The organism is Geobacillus stearothermophilus ATCC 12980 (assembly GCF_030369615.1).
GTDB classification, from domain to species: Bacteria; Bacillota; Bacilli; order Bacillales; family Anoxybacillaceae; genus Geobacillus; species Geobacillus stearothermophilus.
In genome coordinates, this window is sequence record NZ_CP128494.1 from 280,510 (window position 1) to 297,333 (window position 16,824).

The window sequence follows — 16,824 nt, forward strand, 5'->3', positions numbered from 1 at the left end:
TAAAAAAATACAATTGACAAACGTTGTGATCGAATGATAGATTTTTTATAAAAAAACCAATTGATTTAGTAGGATATGAAATCTCGAAGGGTCAAAGAGGGGGAGAGAAAACGATGAGCCATGAACAAACTTTCCGCCCGGAAACGCTTGCCATCCACGCCGGGCAAAAACCGGATGCGGAAACGGGCGCGCGGGCGGTGCCGATTTACCAAACAAGCTCATATGTGTTCCGCGACAGCGAGCACGCAGCCAATTTATTTGGCTTGAAAGAGGAAGGGTTTATTTATACGCGCATTATGAACCCAACGAACGATGTGCTTGAAAAACGGATCGCGGCGCTTGAAGGCGGCATTGGGGCGCTTGCGCTCTCATCGGGACAGGCGGCGGTGTTTTATTCGATCATCAACATCGCCTCGGCGGGCGATGAAATCGTGTCGTCGTCGTCCATTTACGGCGGCACGTACAACTTGTTCGCTCATACGCTGCGCAAGTTTGGCATTACGGTGAAGTTTGTCGATCCGTCCGATCCGGAAAACTTTGAGCGGGCGATCACCGACAAAACGAAAGCGTTGTTTGCGGAAACGATCGGCAACCCGAAAAACGATGTGCTTGACATTGAAGCGGTCGCCGACATCGCCCATCGCCACGCCATTCCGCTCATTGTCGACAACACGGTGGCCAGTCCATACTTATTGCGGCCGATTGAATTCGGCGCCGACATCGTCGTCCACTCAGCGACGAAGTTTATCGGTGGGCACGGCAATTCGATCGGCGGCGTGATTGTCGACAGCGGCAAGTTTGACTGGAAAGGGAGCGGCAAGTTTCCGGAGTTCACCGAGCCAGACCCAAGCTATCACGGGTTGGTGTATGTGGATGCCGTCGGCGAAGCGGCGTACATCACGAAAGCGCGCATCCAGCTGTTGCGCGACTTAGGGGCAGCGCTGTCGCCGTTTAATGCGTTTTTGTTTTTGCAAGGATTAGAGACGCTTCATTTACGGATGCAGCGTCATAGCGAAAATGCGCTCGCTGTTGCTAAGTTTTTGGAAGAGGAAGAAGCCGTCGAATCGGTCAATTATCCGGGGCTTCCAAGCCATCCGTCACATGAACTCGCGAAAAAGTATTTGCCAAACGGGCAAGGTGCGATCGTCACGTTTGAAATCAAAGGCGGCGTCGAAGCCGGGAAAACATTGATCGACTCGGTCAAGCTGTTCTCCCATTTGGCCAACATCGGCGATTCGAAATCGCTCATCATCCACCCGGCCAGCACAACGCACGAGCAGCTGAGCCCGGACGAACAGCTGTCCGCCGGCGTCACCCCGGGCCTTGTGCGCCTGTCCGTCGGCACGGAAGCGATCGACGACATTTTGGACGACTTGCGTCAAGCCATCCACCAAAGCCAGACGGTGGGGGTGAAGTAGAAGCAACGAAGCGAGAACCATTTGGAAAATAGAAAGAGCGCCCTAATCGACAAACTAGGGCGCTCTTTTTTGATTTGCAGAGCAAAGCTATCTCAGAACACGCCTTCTCTGCACTTGCAAGGGAAAATCAGTACATCAGATTTTCCGGACACGGAGACTCCAGACTATCCTCGCTTGTCAAGTACGTTCCACCTGAATCCGTGATAGAAGTGTACCCGAAATGCCGGGAAACTCTCAATTATGCAGAGGCCTCTACTCTATTTCGAATGTTCACCTATTAGGTGAAGAACCGAGATGTAATATTTGGTTGATTGATCAAATTTTCTTGTGGGGGCGTGCACCCGTCTTGATCACCGATTCAAGGTTACAGTGATGCACCCATTTTGTTTTAATTTTTCGTATTTACTTCTTTTTTTTTGTTATAATATCCCATGGGACCGGTCCTGTATTTTAAGGTTCATCACCAAAAGATGTACTTGACTTTTAAAGACAAACATGATAGCAATGTGGGAGCGATTATAAAGCGAATATGTGGATTCAGCAAGGCTCCACGAAAGTGTCGCCAACCGCGCTGAATGTAACCGATAATGACACGCGTTATTTCACTGTCGACCAAAGCGCTGTTGGCAAAAAAGTTTCATTAGTGGCGGAAAATGCATCCTTCACTTACGTTACAGTTGATATCGCAGGCAAATTTTACCCCGACAATTGATCGATTTTATAGATATGTTCAGTCAACTTGGACAAGAGAGAGGTTTTCTTCGTCAGGGACGGTCTTCTTCAATTTCAATGAAGAAGACCGTCCTTAAACAGAAGAATTAGGAGATGATTGTATGTATATGGAATTGCTTAAACTTCTGAAAAATAAGAACTTTTATATCAGCGCAGCTTGCCTGTTGTTGCTCGTCATTGGCGCTGTCGTGTTGGGGGTGAAAGATTACCGTGAAAATGTGCAGTTGCTTGAACGAATTTACCACGACAATCCAAATGTTTCCGCCTTGGCATCGCCTCACCTTGAATGGGTTGGTCTAGGAGGCTTCCGATTTAACGTACTCTCTTCTTTATATTACTTCCTTTTTCCACTATTGTTGTCCATTCCATTGGTAGATTCGATTGATCGTGAGCGAAAGAGCGGAAATATTCATTATCAATTGACACGGATGGGAAGGGGAGTCTATTTTCGAAGGAAATTTGTGTTTTCCTATATCAGCGCTTTCTTCTTATTCCTTCTTCCTCTTGTGCTGGGAGTTGTGCTGGTGAATCTTTTGACGAACCATTGGGATTATTCGAGCTTTTCCCAGGCTTATCGGCAATTGGTCCATGGCACGTTGCCGTTGCCGGACAATTCATTTGAAGGGGAAAAGAAAAGCCTTTTTTCTCCTTTATTGGAGATCTCCCCTTATTGGTATGTTCTCGCGTATTATGTCATTGGCGGGTTGTTTGCCGGTGGCTACGTTTGTCTCGGTTTAGCCTTTTCTTTATTCTTGAAAAATCGGTATTTGATCACGTTGATGCCACAAATCATTTATATGGTTTGTTGGGCAGCGCTGACCATTACCAACCAATTGGCCTGGGATCCGTTTAATTTTTTAATCCCTTCACAACCAGTGGAAGGATTGTCCTATTGGAAAATCGTCATCGTGTTTATCCTCCAATTGTTGATCGCGGTAGGGGTATTTTCATATGGAGTGAAGAAGAGTGAAGATGTTCTCTAGACAGATTGTTTTTTTTGTTTGGCAAGATTTGCTGTTGCATCGCACCGTTATCCGAATGATTTTGGGCGTCATGGCTCTGTTGATGGTGGTGAGCATCTTGCCGCTAGGAATGGTGGTAGTGGGGAAATGGCACAGCCTTAAAGATTTTATCTTGCTCTATCGGTATGAGTTTTTTCATCTGCCTGTTTTTTTATTTCTTTTAGGTTCAACACTTCAAACGAACGCGTGGGTGATTTTAAGACGATACCGCACCCGGGGACAAATCGGGCTGCATAAAGCGTTGTTGGTCGTCGTTTTGGCGGGGGGCGTGTCCCTTTGGGTTGCTGTAGCAGGAGGATTATGTACAATGTTTGTGAAATTCCTCATCTACCCCCATATGCCAAACGCCCATGCGGCTTTTTTGTACGTGCCGCATAGTGAGGATAAAAGTTCGTTTCTCTATTTTCTTGTTATGTATTTTTTCGTCACCGCTATATACGGATTGCTGTTTATAGCATTCATCGACTTTGGATGGAGTCGCTTTTTTGCCTTCGCTGCCGTCATCATACTGGCTGTATTGGATATGTTCACGGTGCATATGCTCCCTTATTTGTTTTACATAAGTGAACAGGCGGCTCCTGTTTGGACCATCCTCGTTCTCATTGTGGTGCTGCTGCTGTTAGTCTATCTCATTTGCCTTTCGTCAAGCCGAAAAAACTATTATGTTCAGGATGATCTGTTATGAAACCGATGGATTTGGAGTTTACCTTGATCAAAATGGATATCAAAAGAATTGTCATCACCTGCCTCCTGTTCCCGCTGTTGGGCACTTTGATGTGCAGCTGGTCAGAGGCGTTTTCCTCCCAACACCTATCGGAGTTGTTCGCCCGCTTATTCGGAGCGGTGACGACCTCGAATTGGATGTATTGGCTGATGATTTGCTTCGGCTATGTGGTGTTGCTCCAAATCGTTTGGAAAAAGCGGGATCAATATTTTGAACATAAACTGTTCATTTTGTTGAGGGATACGACGTCGTACACGATGGCTAGGCTGCTGGCAGGTGTTCTATTTACATTGGTGTATGTCTTGTCGGTGTTTTTGATCGCTGGCGGCTTCGGTCTCTTTGTGTCGCATATGGCGTTTTCGTTTGACCGTTCGCTCGTGCTCATGTTCGTGGGCATCGCCGTGAATTTGTATTGGCACGCCAGCGTGTGGATGTTGTTGAACGTGTATGCAACCCATCACTTGGCGAATGTTGTCATTCTCGCTTTGTTTTTTGTGGGTGTGAAGATGCCAACGCCTTTTATTCCTTTGTACTACAGCATGGCGGATCTCGTGCGGAGCAGCTCGATGTTCTGGTCGGCGTTGATGGTGGAGCTCTTGTCGATCGTTGTGTTCGGGTATTGGACGATAAAGAGAGTGAAGCATGCGGATTATATCTAGGAGGTTTTCGATATGAAGGCGATCGTCTTATCCAATGTTTCCAAAACAATCAAATCAAGGGAAGTTTTGCGCAATATCAACTTAGAGTTGGAGATAGGCAAGATTTATGGGTTCGTCGGGCCGAACGGATCGGGAAAAACGATGTTATTCCGAGTCATCAGCGGACTTGTGAAGCCGTCCAGCGGCACGGTGGCGGTATTTGGCCAGACGTTGCACCAAGATGTATCCTTTCCGAGCGATATTTCTGTTTTGTTGGAAAAACCAGGTTTCCTTGAACAATACTCAGGATTCGATAATTTGCATTTTTTAGCCATGATTCAAAACAAAATCGGCGAACGTGAGGTAAAAGAGGCGATCGAGCGAGTGGGGTTGAATCCGCATGATAAAAGGCCGGTGAAAGCGTACTCTCTTGGAATGAGACAAAGACTGGCCATCGCACAATGCATCATGGAGAAACCGCAGCTGATGTTGCTCGATGAACCGATGAATGCGTTGGATGAAAAATCGGTGGACCAAGTGTACCAAATTATTCGGGAGGAAAACAAAAGAGGCTGCACCATTTTGTTGACGTCTCACAACAAGGTGGACATTCAGTCATTATGCCATGAAGTATATTCGATGAATGAAGGGGTGATTACGGGTATGACCCATATTACGGCAGAATGACTGTCATGTGTGTAATGTCGAAATTCGCGAGGGGGTGGCCATCTTGAACAACCAACTGTGCGAAGGTGCCGCTTCCGTGTTCATGGGACAATCAAAAGATGGGATTATGGAGTGAACCAAAATAGCTCCCTGCATCCTCCTTAGGTGCAGGGAGCTTCAGTGCAGCTATTCTTTCTTCCTGAAGCCAAATTCGAATTCCCTCATCCCTCTGCTTTCGAACGCGCTGTCATGAAAAGACAAAGATGCTATCTGTTTAGTCGACACCGCCTCTTGTGCACTCCCACTATCATGGGAAGGATTCATTATAGGCAAGTGGGGGGTTCCCGTGTTTTCACATGCACCAAAATAGCCCGATTTGCTGATTTCTTCCTTCAACAGAGAGCATGACATGCTTTGAGAGAGTTCGGTACGATCTTCTCCAAAAGGTACATACCGAAACATTAGAAAAATCTTATGATTTTAATCTATTTTGAATGTGAAAATGTCTCTATATAAGTTGAATTAAAGATTTACAACTGAACACACAAACGATCGATCGTTTGTTCTGGTTTCTGGTTGATTCGCTGAATAAAGGCTTGGACATTCTTTCTATTTCTTGCACACTCGAATAGAACACGTTGTAAATCACGTCTGATTTCAGCCATTTCCATAGCCCTTCAATCAAGTTCAATTGCGGACTGTATGGTGGCAAAAAGACGAGCTCTAACCGATCTTCGTGTTCTTTTAAAAATGGCTGAATGAGTTTGGCATGGTGAATTCGAGCGTTATCTAAAATCATCACTATTTTGCCTGTGGGATAGCGTTCTAACACAAGTTGAAGAAATCGAAGAAATGTTTCCGCGTCATAGCGTTCTTCTTCGATGCAAAACACTTCCCCTGTTTCGTAGTTCAACGTGCCAATCAGCTTCAGCCCTTGATGTTTTCCAAACGTCGGAATGATTCGTTGTTTTCCTTTGACAAACCATGTTTTTTGAATCGCTTGGTAATCACGAATCATCGACTCATCTTGAAAGAGGACATGGGCGATGTTCCCATCTACCAGTTTTTTTTACTTCAGGGAAGGTGATTTCGACGAATTCTTTTTGTTTCTCTTCATCGGCATTGGCTAGTGTATAGGTCGGTTTCGTATAGCTTAGCCCTAACCGATGCAGAATGTCACTTGTTCCGCGAAGCGTGTATGTTGGCCCCCACTTTTGTTGAATGAGTTCAGCGATTATCGCAAGCGTCCAATTATATTTTGCTTCGAATCCCACATCTACGGGGAGCTGATGTTCAATGATCAAAGCCAGCTCTTTTTCCTGCTCAGGGGTCAATCGACGTGGGGCGCCAGGTGAGTATTTCATCTCCAGTCCATCAAGACCGCGCTGGGCGTAGGCATGAATATAGTTATAAATAGTTTTCTTGGATCGACCAATAATCGTTGCGATTTCTCCTTTGGTATATCCCTGCAAATGAAGATAAATCGCTTGGTAGCGTTCATATGCTCGTTTACTTTTTGCTTCTTTCATGGCAGTGGACAACTTTTCGATCTCGTCTTTGTGATTTGGCATCATATTTTCTCTCCGTTCCCCTATTTTCTCTTTTATTTATTCGCCTTGGAACGGGAGAAAACCTTTATTTCAATTTATATATATAAATATTCTCGCCCGCTCCGGGGCGAGTAAGCAGGGGAGAGTGGTGTTCGAATTCTTGTTGGGGTGGCGCCAAAGGGCTGATTACAGCTACAGCCCTTTTGGCGCCACTTTCTTTTCCACTTTGCGCAGCAGCCAGTCAAAGGCAATCGCTAAGATCGCCGCAGGAATGGCCCCGGCTAAAATCAAGTTTTTATCGGCGATGCGCAAGCCGCGGTCGATCAAGTCACCAAGCCCGCCGGCGCCGATAAACGTCGCTAAGGCGGCGACGCCGATCGTCAGCACCGTCGCCGTGCGCACGCCAGCCATAATGACGGGAAGCGAGAGAGGAAGCTCGACCATCCATAAAATTTGCCGCGATGTCATCCCCATCCCTCGGCCAGCGTCCACCAGCGCCGGGTCGACGCCGAGAATCCCAGTGTACGTGTTGCGCAAAATCGGAAGCAAGGCGTACAGCGTCAACGCGATGATCGCCGGCAGTTTGCCGATGCCGAAAATCGGAAGCATAAATCCAAGCAAGGCCAGGCTCGGAATCGTCTGAATGATGGCGGCCACGCCGATGATCGGCTCGGCGAGTTTGCGATACCGCGTCAATACGACGCCAAGCGGCACGGCGATGACGATCGCAATGCCCATGGCGATAGCGGATAAGAGCACATGCTCTTGAAAGGCGATCCAAATATCATTCTTTCGTTCGATCAACGTTTGCAATAATTCCATTGTACCCCTCCTTTTTCGGCTGTTGTCATACAAATAAAGGGGGATGAAAAAAGGCGGCAACAAGACGCGGAGGGGATGAAAAAGCGTCACAAACAAAGGATACCGCAATTTGGGTACAAATGGCAAATTTGGTATCAGCCGATATGTTTGCCTCTCGCCTGCTCTCGCGGTGATGATGGCCCTCTCCTCCTTGATCCTAAAAAATGCTCCGGAATGCTGGCGAATCCTTCAGAATGATCCGAATTCGAGATGTTCGAATAAGCCCGCCGTTTATCCATCAACATGCTGGCTATGCATTCCCCCGCGCCGTTGATCGAAAGGTTGGCAGGCTCCATGGCGAAGACGAACGGATCAACACGTGAACAAAAAAAACGGCAGCCCACGGCTGCCGGGTGAAAAAGGAATCCGTGTGGAACGTTTTTTATGGGGAACGCATTAGGCATGAACAAGGCGATGAAGGGTGCTTTCCGTTTTGAAAACGCGGGCGTTCAAGACGTGCAGTCCCGCTTCATGTTCGGCGAGGGCAGGCAGCACTTTGTCTTCGAGGATGGATGTGATATGGGTGAGGTCGCCTTTCATATGGTGAAGGTCGTGCGCCATCGCCTCGTATTTGGCGGTCAGCACTTTTTGCCCATGGCGGAGCGCTTCAACGATCGCCTTCGTTTCATTCGTGCGCTCATCCAGCAAGTCGATTTGTTGCGCAAGCGTGGTCGTCTGCTCGTTCAGTTGAGCGACTTGATGTTCGACAGTGCCTATGCGTTCGTTGAGTTGGGCGACTTGATGTTCGACAGTGCCCATGCGTTCGTTGAGATGAGCAACTTGGTGCTCAAGGTTGCTTGTCCGCTCATTCAACTGAGTGAACTGCTGCTCAAGGGCGCTTGTTCGTTCGTTAAGCTGTGCGACCTGGCGTTCGAGAACGCTCGTGCGCTCATTCAGCTTGGTCATTTGAGCTTCAAGAGCACCTGTTCGTTCATTGAGCTGGGCCACTTGCCCCTCCAAGGCGCCAACCCGCTGCTCGAGCGACTCGACCGCCGTGCGCGTCGCTTTCACTTCATGCAAAATTTCCCGCAGCAACGCTTCCATTCGTTTCACCTCCTTTTCCCCTCTATTTTACAAAAAACGCGCGCCGATGGCGAGAAAAAATAGGAAAACGGTTTTTGCTAGAAAAAGAGCGGAGAAAATCGTTACAATAAACAGTAGGAAAAAACCGAAGCGAAGGTGGACGGAGATGGATGCCACATGGCTCAAACCCATTGTCGAAACCAAATATTTATCGACCGAAAACGCGCACCGCTACCGTGCGATTTTGCGCTATTTCTATATTCAGCACGAGCGGATGCGCCAATATTTGTTTCCAGAAGAAGTGTACGCTTTTTTAAAGCAGCACGAGGAGTTTGCCGATTACACAGAAGATGACTTGCAGCAAGACCTCGACCAGCTCGTGAAATGGAACAACTTGATCGCCCGTCAAGAGACGTCCCACGTGCGGACGATTGAAGAGTTTAAGAAAAAGCGATTCCGCTACCAATGCAGTCCGTACACGGTGGAGATCGAGCGGATGATCCGCACGCTTGAGCAGCTTGGGGATTCGTTCGGAGGATCGCTTGAGAAAACGCGGTTTGACCGCTTGTATGCTTCCCTTTCCCGCATCGAGGCGATCATCGCCTCCGGGTTTCAGGAACAGAGAGATGAAATGTACCAAGTATGGGAAGAGACGTTCGATTATTTCAAGAAAATCATCCAAAATTCCGCAGACTATATGGCCTATTTACATAGCGAAAACGTGGAAGAGCGGATGACGTCCGAGTCGTTTCTCGTCTATAAAGAGCAGTTTACGGCGTACTTGCGCGATTTTATCGTCGCCTTGCAAAAAACGTCGATGCAGATTGAACAATTGCTTGAAGATCTGCCGGAAGAAGGGGTTCGGCAGTTCATCGGGCATGTCGTCGACTATGAGCGGTCGATCCCGCGCTTTGCCGATGCACCGCCGCCGCGCGCTGTGCAGATTGAAGAAAAATGGGAGACGTGGCGCAGCTTGTGTGAATGGTTTTTAGGCCGCAACGGGCGCGAGAGCGAGCTTTCGTTTTTGCAATACCAGACAAATGAGGCGATTCGCCGTCTGACGCGCGTCGTGCAGCGGCTTGGCGAGCGGCATCATCATTTTCGCAGCCGCAAAGGCGACTACTTGCATTTGGCGCGCTGGTTTTCCCGCCTTGAATCGATTGAAGAGGCGCACTGCCTGTCAGCGGTCGTATTCGGCTGCTTCCATACGAAACATCTCGTCGCTGATGCGGAGGCGACCGACAACATATACCGCGACGTATGGGACGAGCCGCCAGCCGAGTGGGTGACGAAGCCGCGCGTCCGCCATTACGGGGAAAAGAAAAAGCCGCAGGCGATTGAAGACAAAGAACGGGAGAAAGAAGAAGCGCGCCTTCGCTATTTGGAAGAAAAAGAGCGCGAGGAAGCGGCGCTCAGACAGCTTGTGACCGATGGAAAAATCGTGCTGGCTGACCTTCCCGAGGTGACTCCATATGTACGAAAAACGCTGCTCGGTTGGATCGCCAAGGCGATGGGGCGCGAGGGGCAAGCAATGAAGACGGAAAACGGGTGGGTGGTCAAAGTGGTGAACAAAGAGGGGACGATTTGCCTTCGTGCAGAAGATGGGGAACTCGTGATGCCGAACTACGAAATTCATGTGCTTTCGGGAGGTGAGTGAGGATGGAAACGGCGTTTGACGACAAGGCGAAAGAAGCGCTCGCCGCGCTGTTTGAGCAGTTTTGGATCATTCGCGACCAAGAGCCGGATTTGTACCAGCTCGTCCGCGAGCGTGAACATGTGTTGAAACGGTATGTGGAGGAGAAGTTTGGGTATCGACTCATCGTCCACCGCTATTTCGCCAAGCTCGAGAAAATTCCCGCCGATCCCGAGCCGTGGATGGGCATCGAGTCGTTTCAAGAGCCGCTCGATTATGCGCTGTTTTGCTGCTTGATGGCGTATTTGGAAGGCAAGGCGGTGGAGGACAAGTTTTTGCTTTCTGACGTATGCGAAGAAATTCGCGCCATGTACCCGGGGGATCTACCAGTCGATTGGACGAACTACGCGCATCGGCGCGCGCTCATCCGCGTGTTGAAAACGGCGGAACAAATCGGTCTTGTCCGCCGGATGGATGGGGAGATTGAAGCGTTCGCCCAGCATGTGGAGGAAGAAGCGCTGTACGAAGTGCCGGTGCTCGCCCGCTATTTTATGCGTACGCATCCGAAAGATTTGTTGCAATATGAATCGATCGACGAATTGCTCGCCGAGGAGTGGAAAGCCTCGCCGCAAGATTATCGGCGCCATCGCCTGTATCGGAAGCTGTTTTTATCCCCGGCGGTGCATCGGACAGAAGGGGACGAGCAAGATTTTTACTACTTGCGCAACTTCCGCCATCGGCTGCGCGATGACATCGAAGCGCATACGCCGTTTCGGTACGAGTTGTACAAAAACGCCGCCATGTTGATGTTGCCTGAGCGGCAGGCGCCGTACACCGTATTTCCTGATCAGAAAGGAACGTCGGAGATCATCCTTCATTTTGCCGCCTTGGTGCGCGAGCGGCTTGGGGAATATCCACCGGATGAATACGGCCGCATCCGGTTGACGTCTGAACAATTTTCCGCCTGGCTTGCCGATTGCCGCCGCCGTTACGGGGCGGGGTGGGGGAAAACGTACCGCGACATGTCGGCTGCCGAGCTTGTCCGCGAAGTGCTTGCGGCGCTCAACGAATGGCGCATGGCCGATGTGGAGCACGACACCGGAATGATCGTCCTTTACCCCCTCCTCGGGCGGGTGTCGGGACGGTATCCAGATGATTTTGACGCGAAAGAGGGAGGAGAACATGGCGAATCCATGGGTGCTTCATCGTGCGGGGCTGATTAATTTTTGGTATTACGACGAGCAGTATTTTCATTTCGCTGACGGCAAGCTGCTGTTGCGGGGAAGCAACGGGGCGGGCAAGTCGGTGACGATGCAAAGCTTGATCCCGGTGCTTTTAGACGGCAAGAAGACGCCCGATCGCCTCGATCCGTTCGGCTCACGGGCGCGGCGCATGGAAGACTACTTGCTTGGGGAAAAAGACGTCGTCAATCGCGATGAGCGGACGGGGTATTTGTTTTTGGAATACAAACGAAAAGCATCCGACCAATACGTCACAACGGGCATCGGCCTGCGGGCAAAGCGGCAAAAAAGCCTCGACTTTTGGGGGTTTGTCATGTTCGACAACCGCCGCATCGGCTATGACCTTCAGTTGTATAAACAAGAAAAAACAGGTGAAAAAATCCCGCTGACGAAACGCGAGCTCGCCGCATTGCTCGGTGCGGGCGGGACGGTCGTCGAGACGCAAAAAGAGTATATGGAGCTCGTCAATAAGCATGTGTTTCGCTTTGAATCGCTCGAGGCGTTTCAAGAATTGATCGAACTGCTCATTCAACTGCGCAGCCCGAAGCTGTCGAAAGACTTTAAGCCGACGGTGATTTATGAGATTTTGGAAAGCTCGCTGCCTCCGTTGACCGATGACGAGCTCCGCCATTTATCCGAAACGATTGAAAACATGGACCAAGCCAAGCAGCAGCTTGAGCAGCTCGAACGCGACGAACGGGCGTTGAAGCGCCTTTGCGATCAATACCGCCTGTACAACGAATATATGATCGCCGAAAAGGCGGCAGAATACGTAAAAGCGGTCAAGCAGGCCGAACAGCTCGCCGCCGAGCAACAACGCCTTCACGATGAAGAAGAAAAGACGCGAAAGGCGCTTGATGAGCTTGAGGAGTCCATCACCCGCCTCGGCCGCGAAGAAGACGTGCTGCGAGCGCGCGAAATCGACTTGGCTGGCCATGAAGTGTTCCAGCAGGCGGAAAAGTATGAACAGCTGAAAGCCGAACGGCAGCGCCTAGAGGAACGGCGGGAGCGGCACGAGCAGACGATTGCGGAAAAAGAACGACAGGAACGTCAGCACCGCCGCCGCCTCGATGAAGCGGAAGCGCGGCTGGATGACCTTGAGCGGAAGCTTGAAGACGAGCTGGAGCAGCTGCGTATGGATGCCGACGAAGGATCCTTTTCCTTGCATGAAACGAACGAAGACGATTTTCACCGCCATCGCCAAAAGCAACAAGAGTTTTCGTTTGCCGCGTGGAAACAGGAAGCCGACCGCCATATCGAGCAGCTCGAGGAGTTGGCGCGTCTTTGGCGCAGGCATGACGAGGTGAAACGACGCTATGAAGAAGCGAGCAGCGAAGCGGGCGAAAGGCGGCGGGAAATGGACGAATGGCGCCACCAGCAATGGAAATGGGAAGAGCTGTTCGAAGAGGAGAAAGAGCGGTTTGAACAAGCCGTGCTTGCCTGGGTCGAGCAGGGAGGAATCGACGTTTCCGAAACGGACATTCAGGCGTTTTTGCAACAAATGGGCGCCCTCTATGAACAGTATTCGCTCGATGATTTGAAGCGCCCATTCGTGCAAGCGTATTACGATGCCGTCGGCAAGAAAAAGGATGAGAAATGGCGGCTCGAGCATGACATCCGTCTGTTGGAAGAAAAACGGGCAGAGCGCGAGGCCGAACTGCGTCAATGGCGGGAACAACGCGACCCCGAGCCTGAACGGGATGAACAAACCACTGCCGCCCGGTTGGCGTTGGAGGAGAAAGGCATTCCGTTTGTCCCGCTTTATGCCGCGGTCGAATTTGTCGACGATGTGCCTGACGATGTGCGCGAGCGAATCGAATCGGCGCTTTCACACGCGGGGCTGCTTGACGCCCTCATTACTGCTCGCGAGATCGACGTCGCCTGCGACCGTGTGCTCATTCCGAAACCGGTCCATATGGCGCACACGCTTGCTGATTATTTGCGCCCAGATGCCAATGCCCCTGTGTCAATGGAGCGGATTGACGAAGTGCTCCGAAGCATCGTCATCACCGATGCCGACCAAGAAGGCGGCATGACGATCGATGAAACGGGGCGCTATTCGCTCGGCCTTGTCCGCGGCCATGCGCCGCGGAGATCGAAGGCGATGTTCATTGGCCGTGCGGCGCGCGAACGGTGGCGGCTTGAGAACATCGCAGCGCTGGAAGCCGAGATCGCCGCTGTGGGGCAAGAGATCGACCGTCTGCGCGGGGCGCATCAGGCGGTGGAAGCGGCCATCCAAGCGCTCGCCGACTGGTTGGCGTCCTTCCCATCGGACCGCGATGTGCGCACCGCGTTTGACGAAGCGCAAGAAGCGCGCCGCCAAGCCGAAAGCAAAGAACGGGAATGGAAGCGGCAAGAAGAAAAAGCCGCTCTCTTGGCGCGCGAATGGAAACAAATCAAACAACAGCTCCACGACGAGTCGGCCGAGCTCGATTTGGCCTTTACTTTAGACGGTTGTGAACAAGCCCAGCTCGCCATGAAATCGTACGTCCGCCATGTGCACGAACTCGAAGTGCTTTACCGCGAAACGTGCCATACCGAGGCGATGATCGCCCAACAGCGCGAGCGGCTCGCGGCGCTGGAAACGGAGATCGACGAAGCGAAAGGCGAACGAAATCGGCTTCGGGATGAAACCGAGCGGCTCGCCTTGCGAATCGCGGAGATGGAACGGACGCTCGCGCAAATGGGGGCGGATGACATTCGCGCCGAAATCGCCCGCATTCAAGAACGATTGGCGTTTTTGCGCCAAGAAATTCCGCGCCTTGTCAACGAACGGGCGCGGACGGAACAGCGGCTCATGCGCTTAGTCGAAGAGCGGGAAAAAGGGGCGCAGCGGGAAGCGTTCGCCCGCGAGCTCGCCGCGATGTGGGAAAAGTCGTTTGCCCGTGAAGCGGCGCTTGGGCTTGTGGATCTTGATCGTTCCCGATCCCTCCTGGAGCAGGCGAAAGAAGCGAAACAACGGTACGAAGCAGTGTTAAAAGAGACGCGTTCCTCGCTTCTGGCGCGGCTGAACACCGTCTTTTTCCAAGAGTCGTCCAACTTGACCGAATACCGGGCGTCCTTCGAGCCGCTGGAAGAACAAACGAAGCCTGAATGGACCGCCGCTGCCCCAGACGATGAGATGGCCATGAAAGCCGCGGACTGGCGGGAGAAACAAGAACGGCACGTCATTTACCTCGACTACAAAGGCGAGCGCGCCACGCCGTTTGCGGTGCTGGCGGAAGTGGAGCGCGACATCGTCTTGCAGCACGAGTATATGAAAGAACAAGACCGCGAGCTGTATGAGGACGTCATCTTAAAATCAGTCGGCCGCATTTTGCGCAGCCGCATCCAGCGCGCCGAACGGTGGGTGAATGAGATGAACAAGCTGATGGGCGGCCTCGACACATCATCAGGGCTTGTGCTGTCCATTCAATGGAAGCCAAAAACGGCGGAGACGGAAGCGGAGCTCGATACGAAAGAATTGGTGCGCCTGTTGCGGCTTGATCCGCGGCTGCTTAGAGAGGAAGATTTACAGCGAGTGACGAACCATTTCCGCTCGAAAATCGCCCGCGCCCGCGAATTGCTTGAAGAGCGCGGCCAAGGCAGCACGCTCCATCAAATCATTAAAGAAGTGCTCGACTATCGGAAATGGTTTTCCTTCACTTTGTACTATGAAAAAACAAACGAGCCGAAACGCGAGCTGACGAACCACCGCTTTTACCAATTCAGCGGTGGGGAAAAGGCGATGGCGATGTACATTCCCCTTTTCGCCGCGGCGTATTCGCGCTACCAAGAAGCGGGCGATGATGCCCCGTACATCATTTCGCTCGACGAGGCGTTCGCCGGCGTCGATGAAAACAACATCCGCAACCTGTTCGGACTTGTCGAACAGCTCGGCTTTAACTACATCATGAACTCGCAGGCGCTTTGGGGCGACTACGACACCGTGCCCGCGTTGTCCATTTGCGAACTCGTCCGCCCGCGCAATGCGTCGTTTGTGACCGTCATTCATTACCGTTGGAACGGGCGCGTCAAACAGCTCATGGTCGATGACAAAGAATGGGAGATGATCGAAACGTGAGCACGGCCAAGGAGGCGGCTGCCTTTTTCCGATCCGAACCGGGCTTCAAGCGGCTGTTTGCCGAAATGAAACGCAAGTACGAGTCGCTCGGCCGCGTCGGCGGCGCGGTGTCTTTAGAGGTGTTCACCGATGAAGAGCGGGAGGCGGTGGCCGCCTTTTTCGGCAAAGACGTCTCCCGCGTCTCCCTTATCGCGTTTGAAAAACAGCTCGGACAGACGAGGTTTGCGGGCGTTGGGCTTGTCGAGCTGCTTGAACAGTACTTCGGCGCCCCGCTTGTCTCAAACAAAGAACGGCGCCAGGCGGAGGAAGAGGAACGGGATCGTTTTTTTGCGCGTCTGACCGAGGAGCATCATTGGGTTGAGTCGGTCCGCCCTCAGCGCTTCGTCCAAACGGCGTACGAAACCGACCGCCGCAGCCTGGAGGAGGCCATCCGCCTTGTCAGCGCGGCTTTGGGCCGCCTCCCGCTCCCGTCATACATGCGCCTCCCGCTCTTTGCCCAGCAAGTGGCGGGCGACCCGCATGCGTTCGATTTGTCCACGCTACCGGGGAGATTGTTGCTTTCGGCGTTGCAAGCGACCGTGCCCGGGGATTGGGACATGGCATCTGTAGAGAGCGTCAACGAGTTGCTCCAGTCCGTCGGCTTGCTCCGTGAGGATATCCTGAACTTTGTCACATGCGCCAACATTCTTGCTGAAACCAAGGACGGACCGCATCCTGTTTTCTCCGCTGCCTGGGAGGCGAACACAGCGCTGAACATGCCGCTTAGAGATGTGCTGTCGCTTGTCCGCGCCCGCCCTGCCCATGGGGGGACGGTGTACATTGTCGAAAACGCGGGCGTCTTTTCGACGCTGCTTGACACCCGCGCCCCGCTTGTCAGCACGAACGGGCAAATGAACGTGGCGACGATGAAGCTGCTCGATCTTCTCGCCTCTTCAGGCGCCAAGCTGTATTACTCCGGCGACTTCGACCCAGAAGGATTGGCCATGGCAGAGCGGCTGCAGGAGCGGTATGGACAGGCCGTCACCCTTTGGCGCTTTTCCGTCGAGGATTATAGGGCCGCCAACCCTGTCGTCGACCTCACCCCCGAGCGCCTCGCCAAGCTCGCATCCGTAACGTCGACGCCGCTGCAGCCGCTGAAAGAGGAGATGGCGGAAACGAAAAAAGCGGGGTATCAAGAGGCAATTATCGGGAGGCTGACAGAGGATATCAACGGGTAGTCCATCCACGAGCCAGAGAAGGAGCCCGGAGCGATC

At 51.8% G+C, this 16,824-nt stretch carries 11 protein-coding genes and 1 pseudogene; 9 read left to right on the plus strand and 3 right to left on the minus strand.

The genetic code is table 11. The features are described from left to right. The first annotated feature begins 113 nt into the window (after window positions 1-113). From QSJ10_RS01535 to ccmA, 5 genes are all read left to right on the plus strand, one after another. A complete protein-coding gene (locus QSJ10_RS01535) occupies window positions 114-1,418 on the plus strand; it encodes a homocysteine synthase (protein ID WP_053532834.1) in 1,305 nt (434 codons plus the stop codon). A gap of 833 nt (window positions 1,419-2,251) precedes the next feature. Next, window positions 2,252-3,133, plus strand: a complete 882-nt coding sequence (locus tag QSJ10_RS01540; protein ID WP_049624722.1) for an NADH dehydrogenase — start codon at window positions 2,252-2,254, stop codon at window positions 3,131-3,133. Further along, entirely contained in the window at window positions 3,117-3,857 is a 741-nt protein-coding gene (locus QSJ10_RS01545) for a hypothetical protein (protein WP_013144155.1), read from the plus strand. Before QSJ10_RS01540 ends, QSJ10_RS01545 begins: the two co-directional genes overlap by 17 nt. Then, the gene (locus QSJ10_RS01550) at window positions 3,854-4,555 is read left to right on the plus strand and encodes a hypothetical protein (RefSeq protein WP_053532835.1); all 702 of its coding nucleotides are present in this window, start codon (window positions 3,854-3,856) and stop codon (window positions 4,553-4,555) included. Before QSJ10_RS01545 ends, QSJ10_RS01550 begins: the two co-directional genes overlap by 4 nt. Before the next feature lie 12 nt (window positions 4,556-4,567). Then, window positions 4,568-5,221, plus strand: a complete 654-nt coding sequence (gene ccmA / locus QSJ10_RS01555; RefSeq protein ID WP_053532836.1) for a heme ABC exporter ATP-binding protein CcmA — start codon at window positions 4,568-4,570, stop codon at window positions 5,219-5,221. Between the two features lie 509 nt (window positions 5,222-5,730). On the opposite strand, the pseudogene QSJ10_RS01560 reads toward ccmA, so the two are convergent. From QSJ10_RS01560 to QSJ10_RS01570, 3 genes and pseudogenes are all read right to left on the minus strand, one after another. Continuing rightward, a pseudogene (locus QSJ10_RS01560) lies at window positions 5,731-6,774 on the minus strand (IS630-like element ISBs2 family transposase). 168 nt (window positions 6,775-6,942) lie between these two features. Next, the gene (locus tag QSJ10_RS01565; RefSeq protein WP_033016655.1) at window positions 6,943-7,572 is read right to left on the minus strand and encodes an ABC transporter permease; all 630 of its coding nucleotides are present in this window, start codon (window positions 7,570-7,572) and stop codon (window positions 6,943-6,945) included. A 435-nt stretch (window positions 7,573-8,007) separates the two neighbouring features. Further along, window positions 8,008-8,655 carry a coiled-coil protein gene (locus QSJ10_RS01570; protein WP_033016654.1) on the minus strand — a complete coding sequence of 216 codons (648 nt, stop codon included), beginning with the start codon at window positions 8,653-8,655 and terminating at the stop codon, window positions 8,008-8,010. Window positions 8,656-8,800: 145 nt separating this feature from the next. Here QSJ10_RS01570 and QSJ10_RS01575 point away from each other — a divergent pair, with 145 nt between their 5' ends. From QSJ10_RS01575 to QSJ10_RS01590, 4 genes are read left to right on the plus strand one after another with little or no spacing between them, the layout of a single operon-like run. Next, window positions 8,801-10,291: a TIGR02677 family protein gene (locus tag QSJ10_RS01575; RefSeq protein WP_033016653.1), complete on the plus strand. Its 1,491-nt coding sequence runs from the start codon at window positions 8,801-8,803 to the stop codon at window positions 10,289-10,291. Window positions 10,292-10,293: 2 nt separating this feature from the next. Next, window positions 10,294-11,490, plus strand: coding sequence for a TIGR02678 family protein (locus QSJ10_RS01580; RefSeq protein ID WP_049624943.1), 1,197 nt, complete (start codon window positions 10,294-10,296; stop codon window positions 11,488-11,490). After that, window positions 11,450-15,571 carry a TIGR02680 family protein gene (locus QSJ10_RS01585; RefSeq protein ID WP_033016651.1) on the plus strand — a complete coding sequence of 1,374 codons (4,122 nt, stop codon included), beginning with the start codon at window positions 11,450-11,452 and terminating at the stop codon, window positions 15,569-15,571. Before QSJ10_RS01580 ends, QSJ10_RS01585 begins: the two co-directional genes overlap by 41 nt. Further along, window positions 15,568-16,788 (plus strand): TIGR02679 family protein, encoded by a 1,221-nt coding sequence (locus tag QSJ10_RS01590; RefSeq protein ID WP_033016650.1) that lies wholly within the window; start codon window positions 15,568-15,570, stop codon window positions 16,786-16,788. The genes QSJ10_RS01585 and QSJ10_RS01590 overlap by 4 nt, the downstream gene beginning before the upstream one ends. Window positions 16,789-16,824 lie beyond the last annotated feature (36 nt).

Bases quoted from the DNA above. Each gene is read 5' to 3' on its own strand.
- ccmA (WP_053532836.1), top strand. From the start codon at position 4,568: ATGAAGGCGATCGTCTTATCCAATGTTTCCAAAACAATCAAATCAAGG.
- QSJ10_RS01535 (WP_053532834.1), top strand. From the start codon at position 114: ATGAGCCATGAACAAACTTTCCGCCCGGAAACGCTTGCCATCCACGCC.
- QSJ10_RS01565 (WP_033016655.1), bottom strand. From the start codon at position 7,572: ATGGAATTATTGCAAACGTTGATCGAACGAAAGAATGATATTTGGATC.
- QSJ10_RS01570 (WP_033016654.1), bottom strand. From the start codon at position 8,655: ATGGAAGCGTTGCTGCGGGAAATTTTGCATGAAGTGAAAGCGACGCGC.
- QSJ10_RS01540 (WP_049624722.1), top strand. From the start codon at position 2,252: ATGTATATGGAATTGCTTAAACTTCTGAAAAATAAGAACTTTTATATC.
- QSJ10_RS01550 (WP_053532835.1), top strand. From the start codon at position 3,854: ATGAAACCGATGGATTTGGAGTTTACCTTGATCAAAATGGATATCAAA.
- QSJ10_RS01585 (WP_033016651.1), top strand. From the start codon at position 11,450: ATGGCGAATCCATGGGTGCTTCATCGTGCGGGGCTGATTAATTTTTGG.
- QSJ10_RS01575 (WP_033016653.1), top strand. From the start codon at position 8,801: ATGGATGCCACATGGCTCAAACCCATTGTCGAAACCAAATATTTATCG.
- QSJ10_RS01580 (WP_049624943.1), top strand. From the start codon at position 10,294: ATGGAAACGGCGTTTGACGACAAGGCGAAAGAAGCGCTCGCCGCGCTG.